We start from the raw sequence: 18,084 nt of genomic DNA, 5'->3' as shown, positions 1-18,084 counted from the left end.
TCACGCGACGGCGTCGACCGCCGCCTCTCCGCTGCGAACGATCACCAGGAACGTGTCCGTCGCGAGGTCCATGACGACCTCGGCGGGCATGCCTTCAAGACGTCGCGCGTGCGCGAACTCCTCCGCCGGCCACGAGCCTCGCGGCCCACCTGCGGGAAAGCGTTCGAGCACTGTTCGCCCGTTCACCACCCTGCACCTCCAGAAAGCGTCGTACTTGTAGGAGTTAACGCCTTCCAGGGGCTCAAAGCCTCGCTGAGTTGCGGGACTGAGACGTAGTTGACACTCGTTCAGCGCGCAGCGTGAGAATCTGGTTACCGAACGGTCACTTCCGCTACCGTTCGTGTCATTCCTCGTACTCATCGTGATACCGGATGCGCTCACTGCCCGCGGGCGCCCCCAGAGCCGACGCGCGCCCCCGGGGTTCCTCCCACTCCTCCTGCCGGCCCAGCGCGGTGAGATCCAGCAGGCTGGTGGCGGAGCCGAGTCCGTCGAGGCCGCGTTCGTACGCGGAGTAGGTGTGGAAGACCCGGTCGCGGTCCCGCAGGAAGCAGCTGACGCCGGGCCGCTCGGACAGCTCCCCCTCGTGGTCCAGGGTCACCTCGAAGTCGCGGTTGAAGTCGCTGCCGTACGACGAGTACCAGGGCAGCGTCCAGCCCATCCGCGCCTTGAACGGCAGGATCTTGAGGTACGGCGCCCGGGACACGGCGGCGAACGTCGTCCCGCGCGCCTTCAGGTGCGCCAGGTGTCCGATCTGGTCGAGGAAGGCGGAGCAGCTGCGGCACCCCGCGTCCCACTCGGGGGCGAACATGAAGTGGTGGACGACGAGTTGGCCGCGTCCCTCGAAGAGGTCGAGCAGCGTGGCCTTGCCGTCGCCGCCCTCGAAGACGTACTCCGTGTCGACCTCGACCATGGGCAGCCTGCGCCGCTCGGCGTTGAGCGCGTCACGCGCGCGCGTGGCGGCCTTCTCCTTGGCGAGCAACTCCTCGCGTGCCGTGCGCCACTGTGCGCGCGGGACGATCTCCGGAAGCGACATGACCCCTCCTGTGCAACGGTCCGTTCGGGGTGGTGACCGAAGGGAGGGGCGGAACTCATCGCTGCGCCGGAAAACTTTTCGGGAAGCGGATGAGCCTATGTGTCGTAGTCCTGGATGCGCTTGCCGTGGCTGCGGTCCAGGAGGGCGGGCATGCGCTCCCCCAGCTCCCCCACGACGGCGGGCACGTCGATGGTCAGCAGCTCGCGGTCGCGCATGAGGATCCGGCCGTCGACGATCGTCGTGCGGACGTCGGAGGAGCGGGCGCTGTGCACGAGGGTGGCGGCGAGGTCGTGGACGGGCTGGGTGTGCGGGCCGGTGAGGTCGACGAGGATGATGTCCGCGCGCCGGCCGGGCTCGATGCGGCCGAGGGTGTCGCCCTGGCCGACCGCACGGGCGCTCTGCAGCGTTGCGTGGTGCAGGGCTTGACGGGACGTCAGCCAGCGGGGATCGCCGGTGGTCGACTTCTGGATGAGCGCGGTGAGGGCCATCGACTCCCACACGTCCAGGGAGTTGTTGGAGGCGGCGCCGTCCGTGGCGAGTCCGACGGGGACGCCGATGTCGTGCAGGGCGCGTACCGGTGTGGTGGTGGGCCAGGCGAACTTGAGGTAGCCGCGGGGGGCGGTGGCAACAGCCGTACGGCCGTCGGCACTTGCGAGGACGGGCAGGTCGCGGTCGAGGATGCCGCTGCCGTGGGCGATGAGCACGTCGGTGTCGAGGATCCCGGTGCGCTGGAGGACCTCGATCGGTGTGACGCCGTGCCGGGCGAGGCTGGTCTCGGCCTGGTCGCGGTTCTCGGAGGCGTGGAGGTGCACGGGGAGGCCGTGGGCGCGGGCGAGTTCGGCGGTGGCGGCGAGGTCGGCGTCGTCGACGGTGTAGGGGGCGTGCGGGGCGAGGGTGGTCGTGATGCGGCCGCCCGCGCCGCCGCGGTGCCGTAGCGCGAACTCCAGGGATTTCTCCCGGCCCCGGGGCCCCTGCGAGGAGAAGTAGGCCTCGCCGAGATGGGCCCGGATCCCGCATTCCTCGACGACGGCGGCGACGGCGTCCATCGAGAAGTAGTGGTCGGCGAAGCAGGTGACGCCGCCGCGGATCATCTCGGCGCACGCGAGCCGCGCCCCCAACTCCACGTCCTTCTCCGTGAGGTTGGACTCGATGGGCCACACGACGTCGTTGAACCACTCCTCGGTGGGCAGGTCCTCGGCGACCCCGCGCAGCGTGACCATGGGCGCGTGCGTATGACAGTTGACGAGACCGGGCATCGCGACCTGCCCCCGGGCGTCGATGCGGTCGATTCCTGGTCGTTGTTCGACCTCGGCGGCGGTCGTCACCGACTCGACGACCCCGTCCCGTACGACGATCGCGGCGTCCTCCTCGAACCCGATCCGCTCCTGGTCGTCGTGCACGAGGACGGTGCATCCGGTGATGATGAGATCGGCGGGAGCATCAGTCATCACGCCAACGTACGACGCCGTAGTCGCGTCGCGTGAGCCGAACCGCGCATCCCGTCACGCCTCTGTCGTGCGGCGGGCCGGAAGGGCACCCTGACTTCACGATCGCCCGCTGCCCGACGGCTTCTGGAAGGAGCCCGGCATGCTCCTCGGCACCTGGAACCTGGAGAACCTGTACCGTCCCGGAGGCCCGTTCGGCCCCAAGGACAAGGCCGCCTACGAGGCGAAGCTGGCCGCTCTCGCCGCCGTGATCACCGAGCTGGACCCGACGCTGCTGGGCCTGCAGGAGGTCGGCGAGCCCGAGGCGCTGGGGGATCTCATCGACCTGCTGGGCAGCGGCTGGTCCATCGCGACCTCCCGGCACCCGGACAGCCGGGGCATCCGGGTCGGCTTCATCGGCCGTACGTCGTTCGAGGTGCTGTCCGACACGACCGCGCTCCCGGCCAGGCTGCGGCCTGTGCAGGCGGACGACGAGGGCGTGTCGGTGTCGGCGACGGGCCGCGGCTTCCTGGCCGTGGAGGCGGCCACGGCCATCGGGCCCCTGCGGGTGGCGGTCGCCCACCTCAAGTCGAAGTTGCTGTCGTATCCGAACGGTCGCTTCCAGCCGCTCGACGAGGGCGAGCGGGCACGATTCGGCGCGTACGCCCTCTACCGGCGGGCGGCGGAGGCGACGGCGCTGCGCGCGCTGGCCGACGAGCTGCTGGACGGCGACGGGCGCACCCGTGACGTGGCCGTGCTGGGCGACCTCAACGACGAGGTGCAGGCGGCGACCACGCAGATCCTGCTCGGCCCGCCAGGCTCCGAGATCGGCACGCCCGGCTACAAGATGGCCGACAAGGGCGACGCGGCCCGCCTGTGGAACGTGGCCCCGCTCATCCCGGCCGAGCAGCGCTTCTCGCGCGTCAACGCCGGCCGCCGCGAGCTGATCGACCACATCCTCGCGAGCCACCGCCTGATCCACCGGGTGACGGCGGCGGGCACGGGGCTGCCGGGCGAGGAGGCACCGCGGCTGTCGTCGGTGGGGCCGGATCCGGCGAAGCGGCGGGATGCTGCGGGGTCGGACCACGCGCCGGTGTGGGTGCGGATCGGTTAGCGCCTACGGCTATACGGCGAGCGGCAGTTCGGGCAGCCGGAGCCCCACGCGCTCGCGCCCCTCGGCGAGTTCGCCCAGCAGCTCGGTGAGCCGCTCGGTGTGGCCGGGGGTGAGCCGGCCGGCGTCGTCGAGGTGCACGGCGCAGGCGGTGGTGGTGTCGACGAGCCGTTCGAGGACGGCGACGATCTCGTCCGCGCCCTCCGAGTGCCGGGCGAGCGCGGGGAGTTCGGCGGCGGCGAGGGCGATGGCGGTACGGGCCTCGGCGAGGGCGCGGTAGGCCTCGCGGCGGAGGGTCCAGCGGACGGCGCGAGGATCGTCGTGGGTGGCGGCGCCGGGGTCGGTCTCGTGCAGGACGTGGGCGAGGTACGCCTGAGCGGCAGCGCTCGCGGCCGCGAGCCGGGCCCGCACTCCCCCGCCCCGCTGCCCCGGCATCGGCAGATGCCCCACGATCAGCACGATCGCGCAGGCCAGCAGCGTCTCCCCGATCCGGCTCCAGGAGGCCATCGGCTCCCCGCCGACCATGACCAGGGCCAGGACGAGGACGGTGACTACGGCGGTCTGGGCGGCGAAGTGCCGCGTGGCGACGGGAATGAGCGCACCGCTCACAGCGACGAGCGCGATGAGCCCTTCGGGATGTGGCAGCACGAAGGCGAACCCGGCGAAGGCCAGCGCCCCGAGGACGGTCCCCGCCGCCCGGCACAGCACCCGGGACGCGAGCGGCCCGAGGTCCGGCTTGACGAGGAAGACGGCGGTGGCGGGCAGCCAGTACCAGTGCTCGTGCTGCCCGTACCAGTGCGAGTGGTGCAGCGCCTGGGCGACGGCCGCGCTGGCCCCGAAGCAGAGGGCGACGCGCAGCCCGTACTCCCGCCCGCCGGTCCCGAAGGCGGAGCGGAACAGGCCCTTGGCCGTACGCGGACGGGTGTGCAGGTCACTCCCCCTGCCCCGGTCGAAGGCCTCGGCCGCATGCAACAGGGCGTCGTCGAGCGCACGGAGGGCGGGCGCGGAACGGACGGGCGCGGGCAACGGCCCGGTGTGCGTGTTCTCGCGTACGGCGGCCGCAAGCCGCCGGGGTCCTTCGGAGGCCCGCCCGGAGACGGCCTCCTCGGCCCAGGCGAGCGCGGTCGCAGCCTCTGCCAGCGGCAGCGCCGCCGCGTATTGCGCGTGCAGTCGCCGCTCGGCCGCGGAACTGGCGTACCGCCGCAGCCGGGGCCCGGCGAGGGCGTCCTGAGCGTGATCGAGCGCGGCGGTGAGCGCGACGCGCCGCGAGGTGGCGTCCTGGGTACCCGCCGCATCGAGCAGCGCGGCGACGGCGTCGTACACGGCGGCCACGGCGTCCCGCTCCCCGTCGAACCGGAAGTCGCCGACGGTGCCACCGGGCGTGGGCAGCGCGAGCCGCAGCGCCAGCAGCCACCCGGCCCCGACGAGAAAGGCGAGCGCCCGCTGCCACCCGGCGTCGGGCAACGGCATCCCGGCCCCGATGGCGGAGGCGACGAGCAGCTGCGTACTGCACCCGGAAGCGACGGGCCCGATGGCACTGATGCTCCCGGCGACCAGCCCGACGAGGGTGAGCAGGACCGTGAGGGGCACGGCCCCCACCTGATCCCCCGCATACGTCCCGACCACCATCCCGACCGCCCCCGCGAGCGCGGGCACCCCGAGCCGCTTGACGGACATCCGCCGACTCCCCGGCCGGTCGTTGATCCCGGCGAGCATCGCTGCGATGGCGGCGACGACCCCGAGGGAGGTGCGGTCGAGGAGAACGGCGACCAGAAGAAGCGGCCCGGCGGAGAGGGCCCCTCGCACCACCGCGTTCCACGGCACCGGCCCGCGCTGGGCACGAAGAGCATGGGCAAGCCACGGCGGAAGGCTGACGGCTGGCAGGGCGGGGCGCGACACAAGGCTCCTGTCGTCTGTGCGAGGCGGGGGTGTGCCTCCGGGCGACGGTGGCCGGACGGTGGATCACGGGCTGTGGTGTCCACGATAGATCGCGTTGTTGGAGGAGTTGGGACCCTCGTATTTCGGGGATGTGACGGTTGGCGGGAGGGGCGGTTTCTTTATGAACGCAATGGCCGGCCGATCGCTGTCCCGAAGATCTTTTCCGAGTCGGCGATGGCCCCCAGCAGCACATCCGGCTCCTTGCGCAGCCGCCCGACGACCTCGTCGACGTCCTGCAGCCCGGCCCGTTCCAGCAACCGCTTTTCGTTCGTCACCCATTCCCCGCGCGCCGCCAACACCGCGTGTCCGGCCTGTACGGCGGCCGTGGCGAGCGCGCCCGCGACCTGGGTGAGGCGGCCCGCCGGGGCGTGGTTGGCCTTCGCGTAGGCGAGGGTGGCGCGGGCGGTGCCGTACCAGCGGTCGCTCGCCGTGTGCCGCAGCTTCTCCGGATAGGCGGCAGGGCGCGGGAGTTCGCCCCGCAGCACCTGGTTGATCGCCAGCTCCGCGACGATCAAGTAGCTGGGAATCCCCGCCAGATGGAACAGCAACGGCTCCACCCGGAACCGCCCCTCCTCCGCCTCCGCCGACTCCCGCTCCACGACGTCGAGATCGCGGTAGTGGACGTCGACCCGCCGCTCGTCGATCGTCAGCCACGCACCCCCGTTGAACACCCCGCCGCCCCACCCGCCGACCTCGGAGACCTCACCCTCCCAGCCGAGGGCGCGGAGACCGGCGGGGTCGAAGTGGCCGCGGTAGTAGACGGCCAGGTCCCAGTCGCTGTCGGGTTTGTGGGTGCCCTGGGCACGGGAGCCGCCGAGGGCTACCGCCTGGACCGTGGGGAGGGCGGCGAGGCGGTCGGCGGTGGCGTCGAGGAAGGCGGGGTCGGAGAGGGAGGTCATGGGCGCACGGTACGTAGCCGTGTGCCGCGGTCACCATTCAATTCCGTGCCTTGGCGCGAGTCCCAGCCTCCTCCGGAGGCACGATCCCCTGTGAGCGGTCCGCCCCTCGGGCCGATTGTCAGTGGCACGCGTTATCAATGAACTCGTCACGCAGTGTAACGACGGGGGCAGTGATGACGACGTACGACAAGGACGGGCGAACGCACCTCTCGGCAGCCGGACTTCGCGCCCGGGGCTGGACGACCGGGATGGTGCGGCAGTTGCTCGGGGAGCCCGATCTGCTTCGCACCAACCCGCACTTCAAGTCGGCCCCGCAGACGCGCCTCTACGCCGTCGAACGGATCGAGGCCGCCGAGCGGGGCGACGACTTCCGGGCCGCCTCGGCGGCTGCGGCGCGGCGGTCCGCCGCGGCAAGCGCCGCGGCTCGGCGCAGGCGGCGGGAGGTGGCGGTGCGGAAATTCGGGTGCGATTGACGCCGGAGGCTCGGATGATCGACAGGTTGTCCGCAGTTCACCTCAGGAGTCCACGTGATCCAGCGCGTCATCGCCCCCGCCCTCTTCCCGCCGCCCACCTACTCCCACGCCTCCGTCGTGGAAGCCGGGACCAAGCTGGCCTTTCTCGCCGGGGCGGTTCCTCTCGACGCCGAGGGGAAGATCGTCGGTGAGGGGGATCCCGCGCGGCAGGCCGAGCAGGTGATCGCGAACCTCGAACAGCAACTCGGCGCCGTCGGCAGCGACTTGGCGCATGTGCTGTCGACCGACGTGTACGTCGTGAGCAGTGAGCCCTCGGTGTTGTCCGAGGTGTGGGAGGTCGTCGAGGCGTCCGGGCTCAGCACCGGGCCCCACTCGTCGACGCTGATAGGAGTCGCCTGCCTCGGGTACACCGGGCAGTTGGTGGAGATCACGGCTACGGCCGTGGTCCCGGAGTAGGAGCGTTCATGAGTTCCGTGTTCATGGGTTCCGTCGCCCTCCGTCGGGCCGTGTCCGCCGACGCCGCCGCCGCGGCCGACGTCTGGCTGCGTTCCTTCGACTCAGCGCTGCCGACGGTCGTCCGGCCGCGGTCCGACGACGACGTGCGGAACCACTTCCGGGACGTGGTGGTGCCGTTGCGCGAGACCTGGGTGGCCGAGGCCGAGGCCGCGGACGGGATCGTCGGGGTGATGGTCCTCGCCGACGGCCTGCTGTCCCAGCTCTATCTCGACCCCGACTGGCGCGGGCGCGGCATCGGCGACCGGTTCGTCGCGCTCGCCAAGGAGCGGAGCCCGCAGGGGCTGACCATGTGGACCTTCCAGGTCAACAAGCCCGCCCACCGCTTCTACGAACGTCACGGCTTCGTCGAGTCCGAGCGCACCGACGGCAGCGGCAACGAGGAGCGGGAGCCCGACGTCCGGTACCTCTGGCGGCCGTGACGACGGGCCCGTCATGTCGCCGGCCGCCCCCACACCCGCTCCTTCGGCACCGGCTTCGCGTAACTCCCCGCCCGGCTGGTCGTCAGCCCCAGCGCGACCAGTGACTCCGCGAGCTTCACCGCCGCCCCGACCCCGTCGACGACCGGAAGCCCCAGCTTCTCCCCCACCGTCCGCTGCAGCCCGGTCATTCCGGCGCAGCCCAGCACCAGCACCTCGGCGCCGGCCGCGCGCGCCCGCTCGGCCGCCGTCAGGAACGCCGCCTCCGTGCGGGCCGTATCGCCGAGCTCCAGGACGCTCAGTCCCGTCCCCACCACGGCGGCGCAGTTGCGGCCCACACCCGCCGTCTCCAGGCTGTCCTCGATCTGGCCGCACGAGCGTTCCAGCGTGGTGACGACGCCGTACCGCCGCCCGAGCAGACAGGCGAGATGGGCCGCGGCCTCCGTGATGTCGACGACCGGTACGTCCACCAACTCCCGGACGCCTTCCCGTCCGTGCTCGCCGAAGCCGGCCATGACCACGGCGTCGTACGCGGGACCGTCGTACGTCCGCAGCAGATCGATGACGGCCGCCGCCGACAGGTAGCTGTCGAGCCAGCCCTCCGCCGACTCGGGCCCCCACGCCGGGGTCAGCCCGGTCACGGTGGTGCCCGGACCTGCGGCGGCCCGGGCACCTCGTACGATCTCCTCGGTCATCTCCTGCGTGGTGTTGCAGTTGGTGACGACGATCCGCACTCCGCTCAGACCTCCGCAGCCGTGCGCTCGCTCCGGCAGAGGACCGCGTACAGCCCGGCCGCCAGCGCCGTACCGATGAACCACGAGTACGGGGCCACGTCGCTGAACGTCTTCACCAGGGCGAGCACTCCGGCGACGCCGGCCGCCGGCAGGAACGCCCACAGGGCCTTGGGGTTGACGCCCTTGCGGTAGTAGTAGCGGGAGCCGGGGGTGGCGTCGAACAACTCGTTCACATCCACGCGACCCTTCTTGACCCAGTAGTAGTCGAGCATGATCACGCCGAACAGCGGGCCCAGGAAGGCGCCGAGGCCGCCGAGGAAGTAGTTGACGACCGTCGGGTTCGAGAAGAGGTTCCAGGGGGTCACGACCAGCGCGGCCACCGTGCTGATCAGGCCGCCGATCTTGAAAGTGATCTTCTGCGGCCAGACGTTGGCGAGGTCGTACGCCGGTGAGACGAAGTTGGCGACGATGTTGACGCCCATGGTGGCGATGGCGAAGGTCAGCGCGCCCAGCACCATCACCCAGGTGTTGCCGACCTTGGCGACGAGCTCCGCCGGGTCGGTGATGGCCTCGCCCCAGACCTCCAGCGAGCCCGCGGTGACGATCACGGAGACGACCACGAACGCCGTCGAGTTGATGGGCAGGCCCCAGAAGTTGCCGCGGCGCACGGTCTTGTAGTCCGGTGCGAAGCGGGAGAAGTCGCAGAAGTTGAGCATCAGCGTGCCGTAGGTGGCGAGGATCAGGCCGATCGCGCCGAACCACTGCCGCCACTGCTCGCCGACCGAGACCGGGTGCGGGGTGGTGGTGAGCGAGATGCTCCAGCCGGCCTTGGCCAGGACCCAGATGGCCAGCGCGATCATCACCAGCCAGATCGCCGGGCCGCAGAAGTCCTGGAACTTGCGCACCGACTCCATGCCCTGGCTGATGATCAGCGCCTGGACGAGCCAGAGGGACACGAAGGAGACCCAGCCGAGCGCGTCCAGGCCGAGGAAGGAGCTGCGGGTCCACGACTCCAGGCCCGGCCAGGCCGCCAGCAGCATCACGTTCACCGCGACCGAGGCCAGGTAGGTCTGGATGCCGTACCACATGATGGCGATCACGGCCCGGATGAGGGCCGGGATGTTCGCGCCCCACACGCCGAAGCTGATGCGGCTGACGACGGGGAACGGGACGCCGTGGGCCTGGCCGATCTTCCCCATCCAGTTCATGCCGACGTAGATGATCACGAAGCCGACGAGCAGGGACGTGAAGACCTGCCACACGTTCATACCGAGGACCAGCAGACCGGCCGCGAACGTGTAGTTGCCGAGATTGTGGACGTCGGACATCCACATGGCGAAGAGGTCGAAGACCTTCCAGTTCCGCTTCTCGGCGGGCGCGAGGTCTTCGTTGGTGAGCCGGGGGTCGGGGACGAACGCTGATGTGCCGGTGGCTACGGCACTGTCGGCGAGGGACACGGGGCCTCCAGGAGCAAGGGGGAGGAGGGCGGCGGTCGCTTGGAATCCAGTTTTGGTATACCAAACTGCGGTCATGCTCCTCCCGTCAAGCGTTCCGGCCGATGTCGCTGTCGTTAACGCTCCGTAAAACACCCCCCGGGTCGGGGAAGATGGCTCCATGAGCTCCGCGACGAAGATCGAACCCCTGGGCGCAGTCCGCGAGCGCGTCCTGGCGACCCTGCGACAGGAGATCATCGCGGGCGATCTGCGCCCCGGCGACCGGCTCGTCGAACGCGAACTGGCCGAGCGCTTCGGGGTCTCGCGGGTACCGGTCCGGGAGGCGATCCGGGCCCTGGTCACCGAAGGGTTCGTCCACTTCGAGACGCCGCGCCGCGCGGTCGTGCGCCGGCTGACCCCGAACGACGTCAAGGAGCTCTTCGAGCTGCGCGAGGCACTGGAGGTGTACGCGGCCGGGCTGGCCGCGTCCCGCGCGACACCGCAGGATCTTGCCGAGGTCGAGGCCCTGCTCGATCTCTCGGCCGCCGCGACCGAGGCCGGGGACGCGGAGAAGATCACGGACATCAACAGCCGGCTCCACGACCGCATCGTGGCGATGGCGGGCAACAGCCTGCTGATCGAGGCCCTCGAACCGGTCGCAGGGCGGCTGCGCTGGATGACCCGGCGGAACGAGGAGTGGCCCCAACTCCTCGTCGAACACCGCGAGTTGTACGAGGCGATCGCCTCCGGCGACCCGGAGCGGGCCCGCGCGCACGCACTCGCGCACGTGCGGACCAACTACGAGTCGACGGTACGGCAGTTGTTCGCGGACACCGGCGAACCGATCTAGCGGCGCGCGTACTTGTCGGTCGCCGCCACCATCGCCTGGGCCACTCCCGGCGCCCCCGCGTTGTGCCCGACCTCGTCGATCACCACCAACTCGCTTCCCGGCCAGGCCTGATGGAGCCGCCAGACGATGCCGAGGAGATTGCCGAAGTCGAGGCTGCCCTGCACCAGGGTGCCCGGGATGTCCTTGAGCAGGTGCGCGTCGCGCAGGACGACGCCGTCCTCACCCAGGAAGTGGCCGTTGCCCCAGTAGTGCGTGACGGTGCGGGCGAAGCCGAGGCGGAACACCGGGTCTTCGTAGCGTGCGACCGACCGAGGCGGGGCGGGAACGATGGCCGTCTCCCAGTCGGTCCAGGCCCGTGCCGCCCGCTCGCGCACCTCGATGTCAGGTGATTCGAGCAGCCGGTTGTAGGCGGCCGCGGGGTTCCCGTCCCGCTCGCCGTCCGGCAGTTCGCCGACGAACCGCTCGAAGGCGTCCGGGAAGATCTTCCCGAGTCCCCTGGTCAGCAAGGCCACTTCGGCGTCCGAACCGGTCGTGATCCCCGTCAGCACCACCTCCGTCACGGCCTCGGGATGCGTCTGCGCGTACCGCAGCCCCAGCACCGACCCGAACGACACACCCCACACCAGCCACCGCTCGATCCCCAACTGCCGCCGCAGCAGCTCCAGATCGGCGATCAGGTGAGGGATCGTATTGACGCTCATGTCGGTGTCGTACGCGCTCGCGGGCGGTGTGGAACGCCCCGCGCCGCGCTGGTCCAGCAGCACGATCCGGTACGCGTCGGGGTCGAAGAGGCGCCGCGCCCACGGCGTGCAGCCGGACCCCGGCCCGCCGTGCAGCACCACCGCGGGCTTGCCGTGCGGGTTCCCGCTGGTCTCCCAGTACACGCGGTTGCCGTCGCCGACGTCGAGCATGCCGTGGTCGTACGGTTCGATCTCCGGGTAAAGGGGCATCCGGCGACCCTAACTCTCCTACGACGGCCCGGTCGCCCCATTTACGCAGGGCAGCCCCGCCGACTCCGCCGCCGTGCGCAGCACGTCCCGCAGCATCGCGGGCGTGAGCCGGCCGGTGAAGGTGTTGCGCTGGCTGACGTGGTAGCAGCCGAAGAGGTCGAGTCCGTCCAGCGGGACCCGGGTTCCGTGGCCGAAGGCGGGCCGCGGTCGGGGCACGCTCCACCCCGCCTCGGCGAACACGGGCAGCGCGGCCTGCCAGCCGAAGGCGCCGAGCACGACCACGGCCCGCAGGGTCGGCCGCAGCAGCCGCAGCTCCTGGGAGAGCCAGGGCCGACAGGCGTCCCGTTCGCCGGGGGTGGGCTTGTTGGCGGGCGGGGCGCAGTGCACGGGCGAGGTGACCCGCACGCCGTACAGCTCCAGGCCGTCGTCCGCCGTCACGGACGTGGGCCGGGAGGCGAGCCCGACGTCGTACAGCGCCTGGTACAGCACGTCTCCGGAACGGTCGCCGGTGAACATCCGACCCGTGCGGTTGCCGCCGTGCGCGGCCGGGGCGAGACCGACGATCAGCAGGCGGGCGTCCGGCGGACCGAAGCCGGGGACCGGCCGGCCCCAGTAGGTCCAGTCGGCGAAGGCGGCGCGCTTGGTGCGGGCCACCTCCTCGCGCCAGTCGACCAGGCGGGGGCAGGCGCGGCAGTCCGCGATGCGGTGGTCGAGGTCGGCTAGTGCGTCCACACCCTCAACCGTACGGCTGTGTCCCGGCCGCCCCGGGCGGCCCACCCGGAAATCTCCTCCGATGCGCCCGACCCCGGGTACTAAGGTCGGAGGCATGGCTGTGGAGCGCGAGGACGACGACAAGGCGAGCGACGCCGACGGGACCGGCACGAAGGCCGACGCCTCCGAGTCGAAGACCGCCGACCCGAAGGCCGTGGATCCGAAGGCCGTGGACCCGAAGGCCGTGGATCCGAAGATCGCCGCCGCCGTGGCCGCCGCCGAGGCGGCAGGCGTGCAGAGCGGTGAGGCCGTGCGCCTCGACAGCTGGATCTGGTCCGTACGGCTGGTCAAGACCCGTTCCGCGGGGGCCACCGCCTGCCGGGGCGGGCATGTGCGGGTGAACGGCGAGCGCGTGAAGCCCGCGTACTCCGTGCGCGTCGGCGACGAGGTGCGGGTCCGGCAGGAGGGCTGGGAGCGGGTCGTCATCGTCAAGCGCCTGATCCGCAAACGGGTCGGCGCTCCCGTGGCCGCCCAGTGCTACGTCGACAACTCTCCCCCGCCGCCGCCCCGCGCGGCCGTCGCCCCCGCCGGCATCCGCGACCGCGGCGCGGGCCGCCCGACCAAGCGCGACCGCCGCGAGCTGGAACGCCTGCGAGGCCTCACGGGAAGCGGAAACCCGGGGCACCCCGGCCCTCCCGAGGGCGGCTGACCGCGCGCAGCGACCCCGCGCACAGCGTCGGCCGTCGCGGTGAGGCCGGCGCTCTTTCGGGAGCGCCGGCCTCACCGCGGCGGCCGCACAGCCGCTCGCCGTTCACGCCCGTCGTCGTACCAGCCGCAGCAGGTCCGCGTTGTGCCCGCGCCGGGCCCAGGCGATCAGGGCGAGCGGCACGATCAGGATGAGCGGTGTCGCCGCGTTCTCCCCTCCGAAGTAGGTGAGCGTGACGACGAACGCACCCACCATCAGGCCACTCAGCGCCATGGCCGCCACCGACTGCAGCAGCGGGATCAACAGGGCGATGCCTCCGGCCAGTTCGAGCAGACCGATGGTGTACATCCCCGCGCTGCCCCAGCCCATCTTGTCGAAGCCCTCGGCCGCCGAGGGGTGCGCGATCAGCTTGGGCAGCGCGCTCGCGATCACGTAGAAGAGCGCCAGCACCACCTGCAGGGTGCGCAGGGCGATCCGGGCACGGCGCCCGCGGGCGGTCGAGGACTCGGCCACGACGGTGCGAGAGGCGCGGGAGACGGTCGAGGTGACGGTGGGGACGGAAGCGGTGGTCTCGGACATCGGGGTCTCCTGTGGGAAGCGGTCCGTCTTGCTGTCACAGGGGTAGACCGACCCACGCTCCCGAACTCATCGCCGTACCACCGCAACAGCCGAGAATTTCTTCAGGCGGGCACCGCCCGCACCCATATCCGGTCCTCCGTCAGATACCGGTCCACCTTCAGCCCCGCCTCCCCCAGCGCCTCCTCGAACTGTTCCTTCGTCAGCGGCCGGGCGAGGAACGTCTGGGTCCAGGTCGCGTCCGCGAACTCGTACTCCGCACGCACCGAGTTCACGCCCTCCCCGACCGGTTCGGAGGACACCATCCGCACGGTGAAACCGCTGGGGTCCACCCGCTCGCGCGGCAGATCGGCGTGGTAGTCCTCGCCCTCGCGCTGGATCAGCACGCAGCCGTCCGCAGCGACATGCCGCGCACAGGTGCGCAGCAGCCCGCGCCGCACCTCCAGGTCTCCGGTGTGCACGAGGAACGACGCGAGCAGCACCACGTCGAACCTCTCGCCCAGGTCGAGGTCCTCGATCGGGCTGCATATCGTGGGCGCCCCGCGGATGCGCTCCAGCATCTCGGCGGACTCGTCCACCGATGTGACCGTGAAGCCCCGCTCCAGCAGTGGATGGGTCATGCGCCCCACACCGCTGCCCAGCTCCAGGATGTGCGCGCCCGCCGGTACGGCCCCGGCGATGACGTCCGGCTCCGCTCCCACGGGCAGCCGCGAGTAGAGCTCGACCGCGCACCCGTCCGGCGTGATCGCCCCGGGTCCCGTCCCCTGATATCCCGCTCGCATTTTCAGCTCCATGCCCGTCCAACGGCCCGCATCCGCACGGCCGTTCCCACCCGGCGCGACTTCACCCGCGCGAGTGATGGACCACGAGTCACGAGCGGTCGAGGGGCTACAGCGGAAACCAGCCGCGCCCGATGTACCAGTGCCCGCCCGCCCGCAAGTGGTCCCCCACGGCCCGCTCCACGCCGGTACGCCGCGGCAGTCCCTCGACCGGCAACTCCGGGTCCCCGAAGACGAACTGGACCGGCTCGCTGTCGGCCGGCTCGGCGTCCTGGGGGGCGAGCCGGAACCGCTCCTGGAACCGGACGACATTGGACCGCTCGCGGAGATACCGCTTCAACTGCGGGTCGAGCAGCCAGGAATGGCAGACCGCGGCCCGGTACTTCTCGTCGGGGTAGTGCCGCGTGAAGAACTCGCCTGCCAGCGCCAGCGAGCGGTCGCAGGCGGCCGGTGCCAACGGGCCGAGGAACTCGGGGATGTGGAGGCTCAGACAGGGCGTGCCGGGAGCCAGGTCCACCCCGGCCCCGGCGAGTGCCCGCGCCGTCCACTCCCCGTACCGCGACCGCTCGAACTGCAGCCGGCCCAACTGGTACAGCTCGCCCCGGAAATGGTGGGTGAGCCAGCGCGGGGACTGCACGCCCGCCAGGCCGTAGCGCCTGCGGTGCACGGCCATGTTCCGCCCGAGGTCGGCGAGGGTGCGCCGGGAGACCTCGGCCGGGATGCCGCGCTCACGGTGGTACGCGCGCGTGTACGGCAGCGCCGCCACGAACACGTAGGCGGGGAAGCAGCGCTGCAGGTCGCCCGACGGCCAGTCGAGCTCGGGCAGGTCGACGGCGGAGTTGATCTCCCCCATGTCCCGGACGAGTTCCTCGACCGACATCTCCAGGAACCGCAGCAGCTCCGGGTCGAACATGACCCGTCGGCCCATCCGTACGAGTTCGGTGATGTCCTCGTGCGGCACCGCCAGATCCAGCAGCACCTCGGCCAGCTCATCGGCATCCGGAAGCACGCGGCGAACCCCCTGTTCGGACCCCTTTGGTGAACGTCCGTTCCGAGAGTACGTTGCAAAGAGGAGTAGTGATCCCGATGCGTACGGGCAGTGAACCGACGACCGCGCGCAGTGCACTGCGGGCGCGCTTCTGGCTGTGCGTGTGGGGTCTGGTCTGGGCGATCTTCGGTACGGCCGCGTTCGCGCTCGCGGGACGCCCCGGGTGGGCCGTCGCCTGCGGAGTGCTGTGGCTCGTGATCACGATCGACATGACCATGGTCCTCCGGCACATCCGCCAGGGCCCGCACTACCAGCCGGGCCCGGACATCCCGCCGTACCGGCCGCCGGAGAACCACCCCCCGTAGCGGCGCCCAAAACCCGCGAAGAGCCCGCCGAGCCCTCAGGAGTCGAAGCGCGCGGCCTTCAGATACTGGGGATTCGGGTCCAGCGCGGCCGCCAGTCGGAAGTGCCGCCTGGCCTGCTCCGGCCGTGCCTGGCGCTCATACGTCCGGGCGAGCGCGAAGTGGGCGAAGGCGTTGTCCGGCTCGCGCTCCAGGACGATGGTGAACTCCAGCTCGGCGGGCCGCAGTTGCGCGGCCGCGAAGAAGGCACGCGCGCGCAGCAGCCGGGCGGCGGTGTTCTCCGGGTGCGCGGCGATGACTGAGTCGAGCAGTTTCACCGCGCCCTGCGGGTCCCGCGCGGCGAGCAGCTGCTCCGCGGCGCGGAAGTCGATGACATGCGTCTCCGGAGTACGTCCGGTCGATCCGCTGATCTCGGGCACGGCAAAGTCCTTCCCTCACTGGAAGGGTTCAACGCCCGGACCGGGGGCCGCTATTCCTGATGCCCCTGGGGCAGGACGTGAGCCGTATGCGCTTTGAGCACGAGATCGGCCCATACATCCCGCACGCGTCGCCGCAGGTCTTCCAGCGGTACGTCGTTGTCGATGACGACATCCGCGATCGCCAGCCGCTTCTCGCGCGTCGCCTGGGCGGCCATACGCGCGCGTGCGTCCTCCTCGGTCATGCCGCGGAGCCTGACCAGCCGGTCGAGCTGGGTCTCGGGGCTCGCGTCGACGACGACCACGACGTCGTAGAGCGGCTTGAGGCTGTTCTCCGCGAGGAGCGGGACGTCGTGGACGACGACGGCGTCCTCGGCGGCGGCCGATTCGAGTGCGCGGGAGCGAGCGCCCACCAGGGGGTGCACGATCGAGTTGAGTACGGCGAGCTTGTCGGGGTCGGCGAACACGATCGAGCCCAGCTTGGGCCGGTCCAGGCTGCCGTCGTCGGCGAGCACGTCCTGGCCGAAGGCCTCCACGACCGCCGCGAGACCGGGCGTACCGGGCGCGACGACCTCGCGCGCGATGCGGTCCGCGTCGATCAGCACGGCACCGCACTCGACGAGCAGCCGTGACACCTCGCTCTTGCCGGCACCGATCCCGCCGGTCAGGCCCACCGTCAGCATGTGCGAAAGCTTAGGGCCTGACCACGACAGTGAGCCCGGCGGGACTCAGTTGTCGCCCTCGCGCTCCGCCAGGAAGCGTTCGAACTCGAGCCCGATCTCGTCCGCCGAGGGGATCTCGACGGATTCGGCGAGCATGTTGCCCCGGGTCTCGGCGCCCGCGGCGGCGTCGTACTGGTGCTCCAGACCCTGGACCAGCGCGACGAGGTCCTCGTCGCCCTCCTGGATCTGCCGGTCGATCTCGGTCTGGGTGCGGTGGGCGTCCGTGCGCAGCGTGTGCGCGATGCCGGGCAGGACCAGGCCGGTGGCGGCCGTGATGGCCTCCAGGGTGGTCAGTGCCGCGTCCGGGTAGGGCGAGCGGGCGATGTAGTGCGGCACGTGCGCGGCGACGCCCAGGACGTCGTGCCCGGCTTCCATGAGGCGGTACTCGACCAGCCCCTCGGCGCTGCCGGGCACCTGCGCCTCCTCGAAGGGGCTGCGGTGGCCGGGGACCAGGTCGTGGCGGTTGCCGTGCGGGGTGAGGCCCACGGGGCGGGTGTGCGGGACGCCCATCGGGATGCCGTGGAAGTTCACGGACAGGCGGACGCCGAGCCGCTCCACGATCTGCTGGACGGCCGCGGCGAAGCGCTCCCACTCCACGTCCGGCTCCGGGCCCGACAGGAGCAGGAAGGGCGCGCCGGTGGCGTCCTGGACGAGGCTCACCTCGATGGTGGGCACCTCGTAGTCCGTCCAGCGGTCGCGCTTGAAGGTGAGCAGCGGACGGCGGGCGCGGTAGTCCACGAGCCGGTCGTGGTCGAAGCGGGCCACGACCTGGTGGGGCAGCGAGTCGAGGACCCGTTCCGCGATCTGGTCGCCGGTCTCGCCCGCGTCGATGTATCCGTCGAAGTGGTAGAGCATGACAAGACCGGCCGACTCCTGGGACAGCGCCATGTCGACGACGGCCAGGCCCTTCGGCTCCCATGCGTACAAACCCTGCGGATCAAGCACTGTGACCGCTCCTCCTCGTGTTCGTACTGCACAACGCGGTGCAGGGCGTGGGCATTCCCACCCACGCCCCTGATCAGGCACCTCTCACGGCCTTTTCACGCG

At 71.3% G+C, this 18,084-nt stretch carries 22 protein-coding genes; 7 read left to right on the top strand and 15 right to left on the bottom strand.

Annotated features, from left to right (window positions below):
- The 3 genes from IG08_RS56740 to IG08_RS0104750 form a co-directional block, all read right to left on the bottom strand.
- The gene (locus tag IG08_RS56740; RefSeq protein ID WP_452737645.1) at positions 1–189 is read right to left on the bottom strand and encodes a hypothetical protein; all 189 of its coding nucleotides are present in this window, start codon (positions 187–189) and stop codon (positions 1–3) included.
- A 154-nt stretch (positions 190–343) separates the two neighbouring features.
- Positions 344–1,033, bottom strand: coding sequence for a DUF899 domain-containing protein (locus IG08_RS0104755; RefSeq protein WP_030596620.1), 690 nt, complete (start codon positions 1,031–1,033; stop codon positions 344–346).
- A gap of 95 nt (positions 1,034–1,128) precedes the next feature.
- Complete coding sequence (locus IG08_RS0104750) at positions 1,129–2,481, bottom strand: amidohydrolase (protein ID WP_030596619.1); 1,353 nt, start codon at positions 2,479–2,481, stop codon at positions 1,129–1,131.
- Positions 2,482–2,620: 139 nt separating this feature from the next.
- Between IG08_RS0104750 and IG08_RS0104745 the strand changes: the two genes are divergently transcribed.
- A complete protein-coding gene (locus IG08_RS0104745; protein ID WP_030596616.1) occupies positions 2,621–3,571 on the top strand; it encodes an endonuclease/exonuclease/phosphatase family protein in 951 nt (316 codons plus the stop codon).
- 9 nt (positions 3,572–3,580) lie between these two features.
- Here the strand turns inward: IG08_RS0104745 and IG08_RS0104740 are convergent, their stop codons facing one another.
- Both IG08_RS0104740 and IG08_RS0104735 read right to left on the bottom strand, forming a co-directional pair.
- On the bottom strand, positions 3,581–5,467 hold the full coding sequence (locus tag IG08_RS0104740; protein ID WP_030596614.1) for an FUSC family protein: 1,887 nt from the start codon (positions 5,465–5,467) through the stop codon (positions 3,581–3,583).
- A gap of 158 nt (positions 5,468–5,625) precedes the next feature.
- Positions 5,626–6,405 carry a nucleotidyltransferase domain-containing protein gene (locus tag IG08_RS0104735; RefSeq protein ID WP_030596612.1) on the bottom strand — a complete coding sequence of 260 codons (780 nt, stop codon included), beginning with the start codon at positions 6,403–6,405 and terminating at the stop codon, positions 5,626–5,628.
- 173 nt (positions 6,406–6,578) lie between these two features.
- Here IG08_RS0104735 and IG08_RS0104730 point away from each other — a divergent pair, with 173 nt between their 5' ends.
- The 3 genes from IG08_RS0104730 to IG08_RS0104720 are packed head-to-tail and all read left to right on the top strand — an operon-like array spanning position 6,579 to position 7,813.
- Complete coding sequence (locus IG08_RS0104730) at positions 6,579–6,878, top strand: hypothetical protein (protein ID WP_052424481.1); 300 nt, start codon at positions 6,579–6,581, stop codon at positions 6,876–6,878.
- Between the two features lie 54 nt (positions 6,879–6,932).
- Entirely contained in the window at positions 6,933–7,334 is a 402-nt protein-coding gene (locus IG08_RS0104725; RefSeq protein ID WP_030596608.1) for a RidA family protein, read from the top strand.
- 8 nt (positions 7,335–7,342) lie between these two features.
- Positions 7,343–7,813, top strand: coding sequence for a GNAT family N-acetyltransferase (locus tag IG08_RS0104720; RefSeq protein WP_234342800.1), 471 nt, complete (start codon positions 7,343–7,345; stop codon positions 7,811–7,813).
- Between the two features lie 11 nt (positions 7,814–7,824).
- Here the strand turns inward: IG08_RS0104720 and IG08_RS0104715 are convergent, their stop codons facing one another.
- Positions 7,825–8,544 (bottom strand): aspartate/glutamate racemase family protein, encoded by a 720-nt coding sequence (locus IG08_RS0104715; RefSeq protein WP_030596605.1) that lies wholly within the window; start codon positions 8,542–8,544, stop codon positions 7,825–7,827.
- Positions 8,545–8,549: 5 nt separating this feature from the next.
- Positions 8,550–10,001 (bottom strand): NCS1 family nucleobase:cation symporter-1, encoded by a 1,452-nt coding sequence (locus tag IG08_RS0104710; protein WP_030596604.1) that lies wholly within the window; start codon positions 9,999–10,001, stop codon positions 8,550–8,552.
- A 157-nt stretch (positions 10,002–10,158) separates the two neighbouring features.
- Here IG08_RS0104710 and IG08_RS0104705 point away from each other — a divergent pair, with 157 nt between their 5' ends.
- Positions 10,159–10,827: a GntR family transcriptional regulator gene (locus IG08_RS0104705; protein ID WP_030596602.1), complete on the top strand. Its 669-nt coding sequence runs from the start codon at positions 10,159–10,161 to the stop codon at positions 10,825–10,827.
- Here the strand turns inward: IG08_RS0104705 and pip are convergent.
- Together pip and IG08_RS0104695 are read right to left on the bottom strand one after the other, a co-directional pair.
- Positions 10,824–11,777 (bottom strand): prolyl aminopeptidase, encoded by a 954-nt coding sequence (pip, locus tag IG08_RS0104700; protein WP_030596600.1) that lies wholly within the window; start codon positions 11,775–11,777, stop codon positions 10,824–10,826. The two genes, IG08_RS0104705 and pip, sit on opposite strands and share 4 nt — an antisense overlap.
- Before the next feature lie 18 nt (positions 11,778–11,795).
- Complete coding sequence (locus tag IG08_RS0104695; protein WP_030596597.1) at positions 11,796–12,509, bottom strand: uracil-DNA glycosylase; 714 nt, start codon at positions 12,507–12,509, stop codon at positions 11,796–11,798.
- A gap of 94 nt (positions 12,510–12,603) precedes the next feature.
- Here IG08_RS0104695 and IG08_RS0104690 point away from each other — a divergent pair, with 94 nt between their 5' ends.
- Positions 12,604–13,197 carry an RNA-binding S4 domain-containing protein gene (locus IG08_RS0104690; protein ID WP_043453224.1) on the top strand — a complete coding sequence of 198 codons (594 nt, stop codon included), beginning with the start codon at positions 12,604–12,606 and terminating at the stop codon, positions 13,195–13,197.
- A 102-nt stretch (positions 13,198–13,299) separates the two neighbouring features.
- Here the strand turns inward: IG08_RS0104690 and IG08_RS0104685 are convergent, their stop codons facing one another.
- The 3 genes from IG08_RS0104685 to IG08_RS0104675 all read right to left on the bottom strand — a co-directional run bounded on the left by IG08_RS0104685 (position 13,300) and on the right by IG08_RS0104675 (position 15,558).
- The gene (locus IG08_RS0104685; protein ID WP_030596594.1) at positions 13,300–13,773 is read right to left on the bottom strand and encodes a DoxX family protein; all 474 of its coding nucleotides are present in this window, start codon (positions 13,771–13,773) and stop codon (positions 13,300–13,302) included.
- Positions 13,774–13,874: 101 nt separating this feature from the next.
- Positions 13,875–14,552: a class I SAM-dependent methyltransferase gene (locus tag IG08_RS0104680; protein ID WP_043453222.1), complete on the bottom strand. Its 678-nt coding sequence runs from the start codon at positions 14,550–14,552 to the stop codon at positions 13,875–13,877.
- A gap of 106 nt (positions 14,553–14,658) precedes the next feature.
- On the bottom strand, positions 14,659–15,558 hold the full coding sequence (locus IG08_RS0104675) for an acyltransferase domain-containing protein (RefSeq protein ID WP_030596589.1): 900 nt from the start codon (positions 15,556–15,558) through the stop codon (positions 14,659–14,661).
- A 77-nt stretch (positions 15,559–15,635) separates the two neighbouring features.
- Here IG08_RS0104675 and IG08_RS0104670 point away from each other — a divergent pair, with 77 nt between their 5' ends.
- Positions 15,636–15,902, top strand: coding sequence for a DUF6343 family protein (locus tag IG08_RS0104670; protein WP_030596587.1), 267 nt, complete (start codon positions 15,636–15,638; stop codon positions 15,900–15,902).
- Positions 15,903–15,937: 35 nt separating this feature from the next.
- On the opposite strand, the gene IG08_RS0104665 is transcribed toward IG08_RS0104670, so the two are convergent.
- From IG08_RS0104665 to IG08_RS0104655, 3 genes are read right to left on the bottom strand one after another with little or no spacing between them, the layout of a single operon-like run.
- Positions 15,938–16,318 (bottom strand): tetratricopeptide repeat protein, encoded by a 381-nt coding sequence (locus tag IG08_RS0104665; protein ID WP_030596585.1) that lies wholly within the window; start codon positions 16,316–16,318, stop codon positions 15,938–15,940.
- 50 nt (positions 16,319–16,368) lie between these two features.
- A complete protein-coding gene (gene coaE / locus IG08_RS0104660; protein WP_030596583.1) occupies positions 16,369–16,998 on the bottom strand; it encodes a dephospho-CoA kinase in 630 nt (209 codons plus the stop codon).
- Positions 16,999–17,043: 45 nt separating this feature from the next.
- The gene (locus IG08_RS0104655; protein ID WP_030596581.1) at positions 17,044–17,982 is read right to left on the bottom strand and encodes a PAC2 family protein; all 939 of its coding nucleotides are present in this window, start codon (positions 17,980–17,982) and stop codon (positions 17,044–17,046) included.
- Between the last annotated feature and the right edge of the window lie 102 nt (positions 17,983–18,084).

This window comes from Streptomyces fulvoviolaceus (assembly GCF_000718165.1).
Classification (GTDB): Bacteria; Actinomycetota; Actinomycetes; order Streptomycetales; family Streptomycetaceae; genus Streptomyces; species Streptomyces fulvoviolaceus.
The sequence above is the reverse complement of the archived record's forward strand: the minus strand, read 5'-3'. Positions and strand labels throughout refer to the sequence as shown.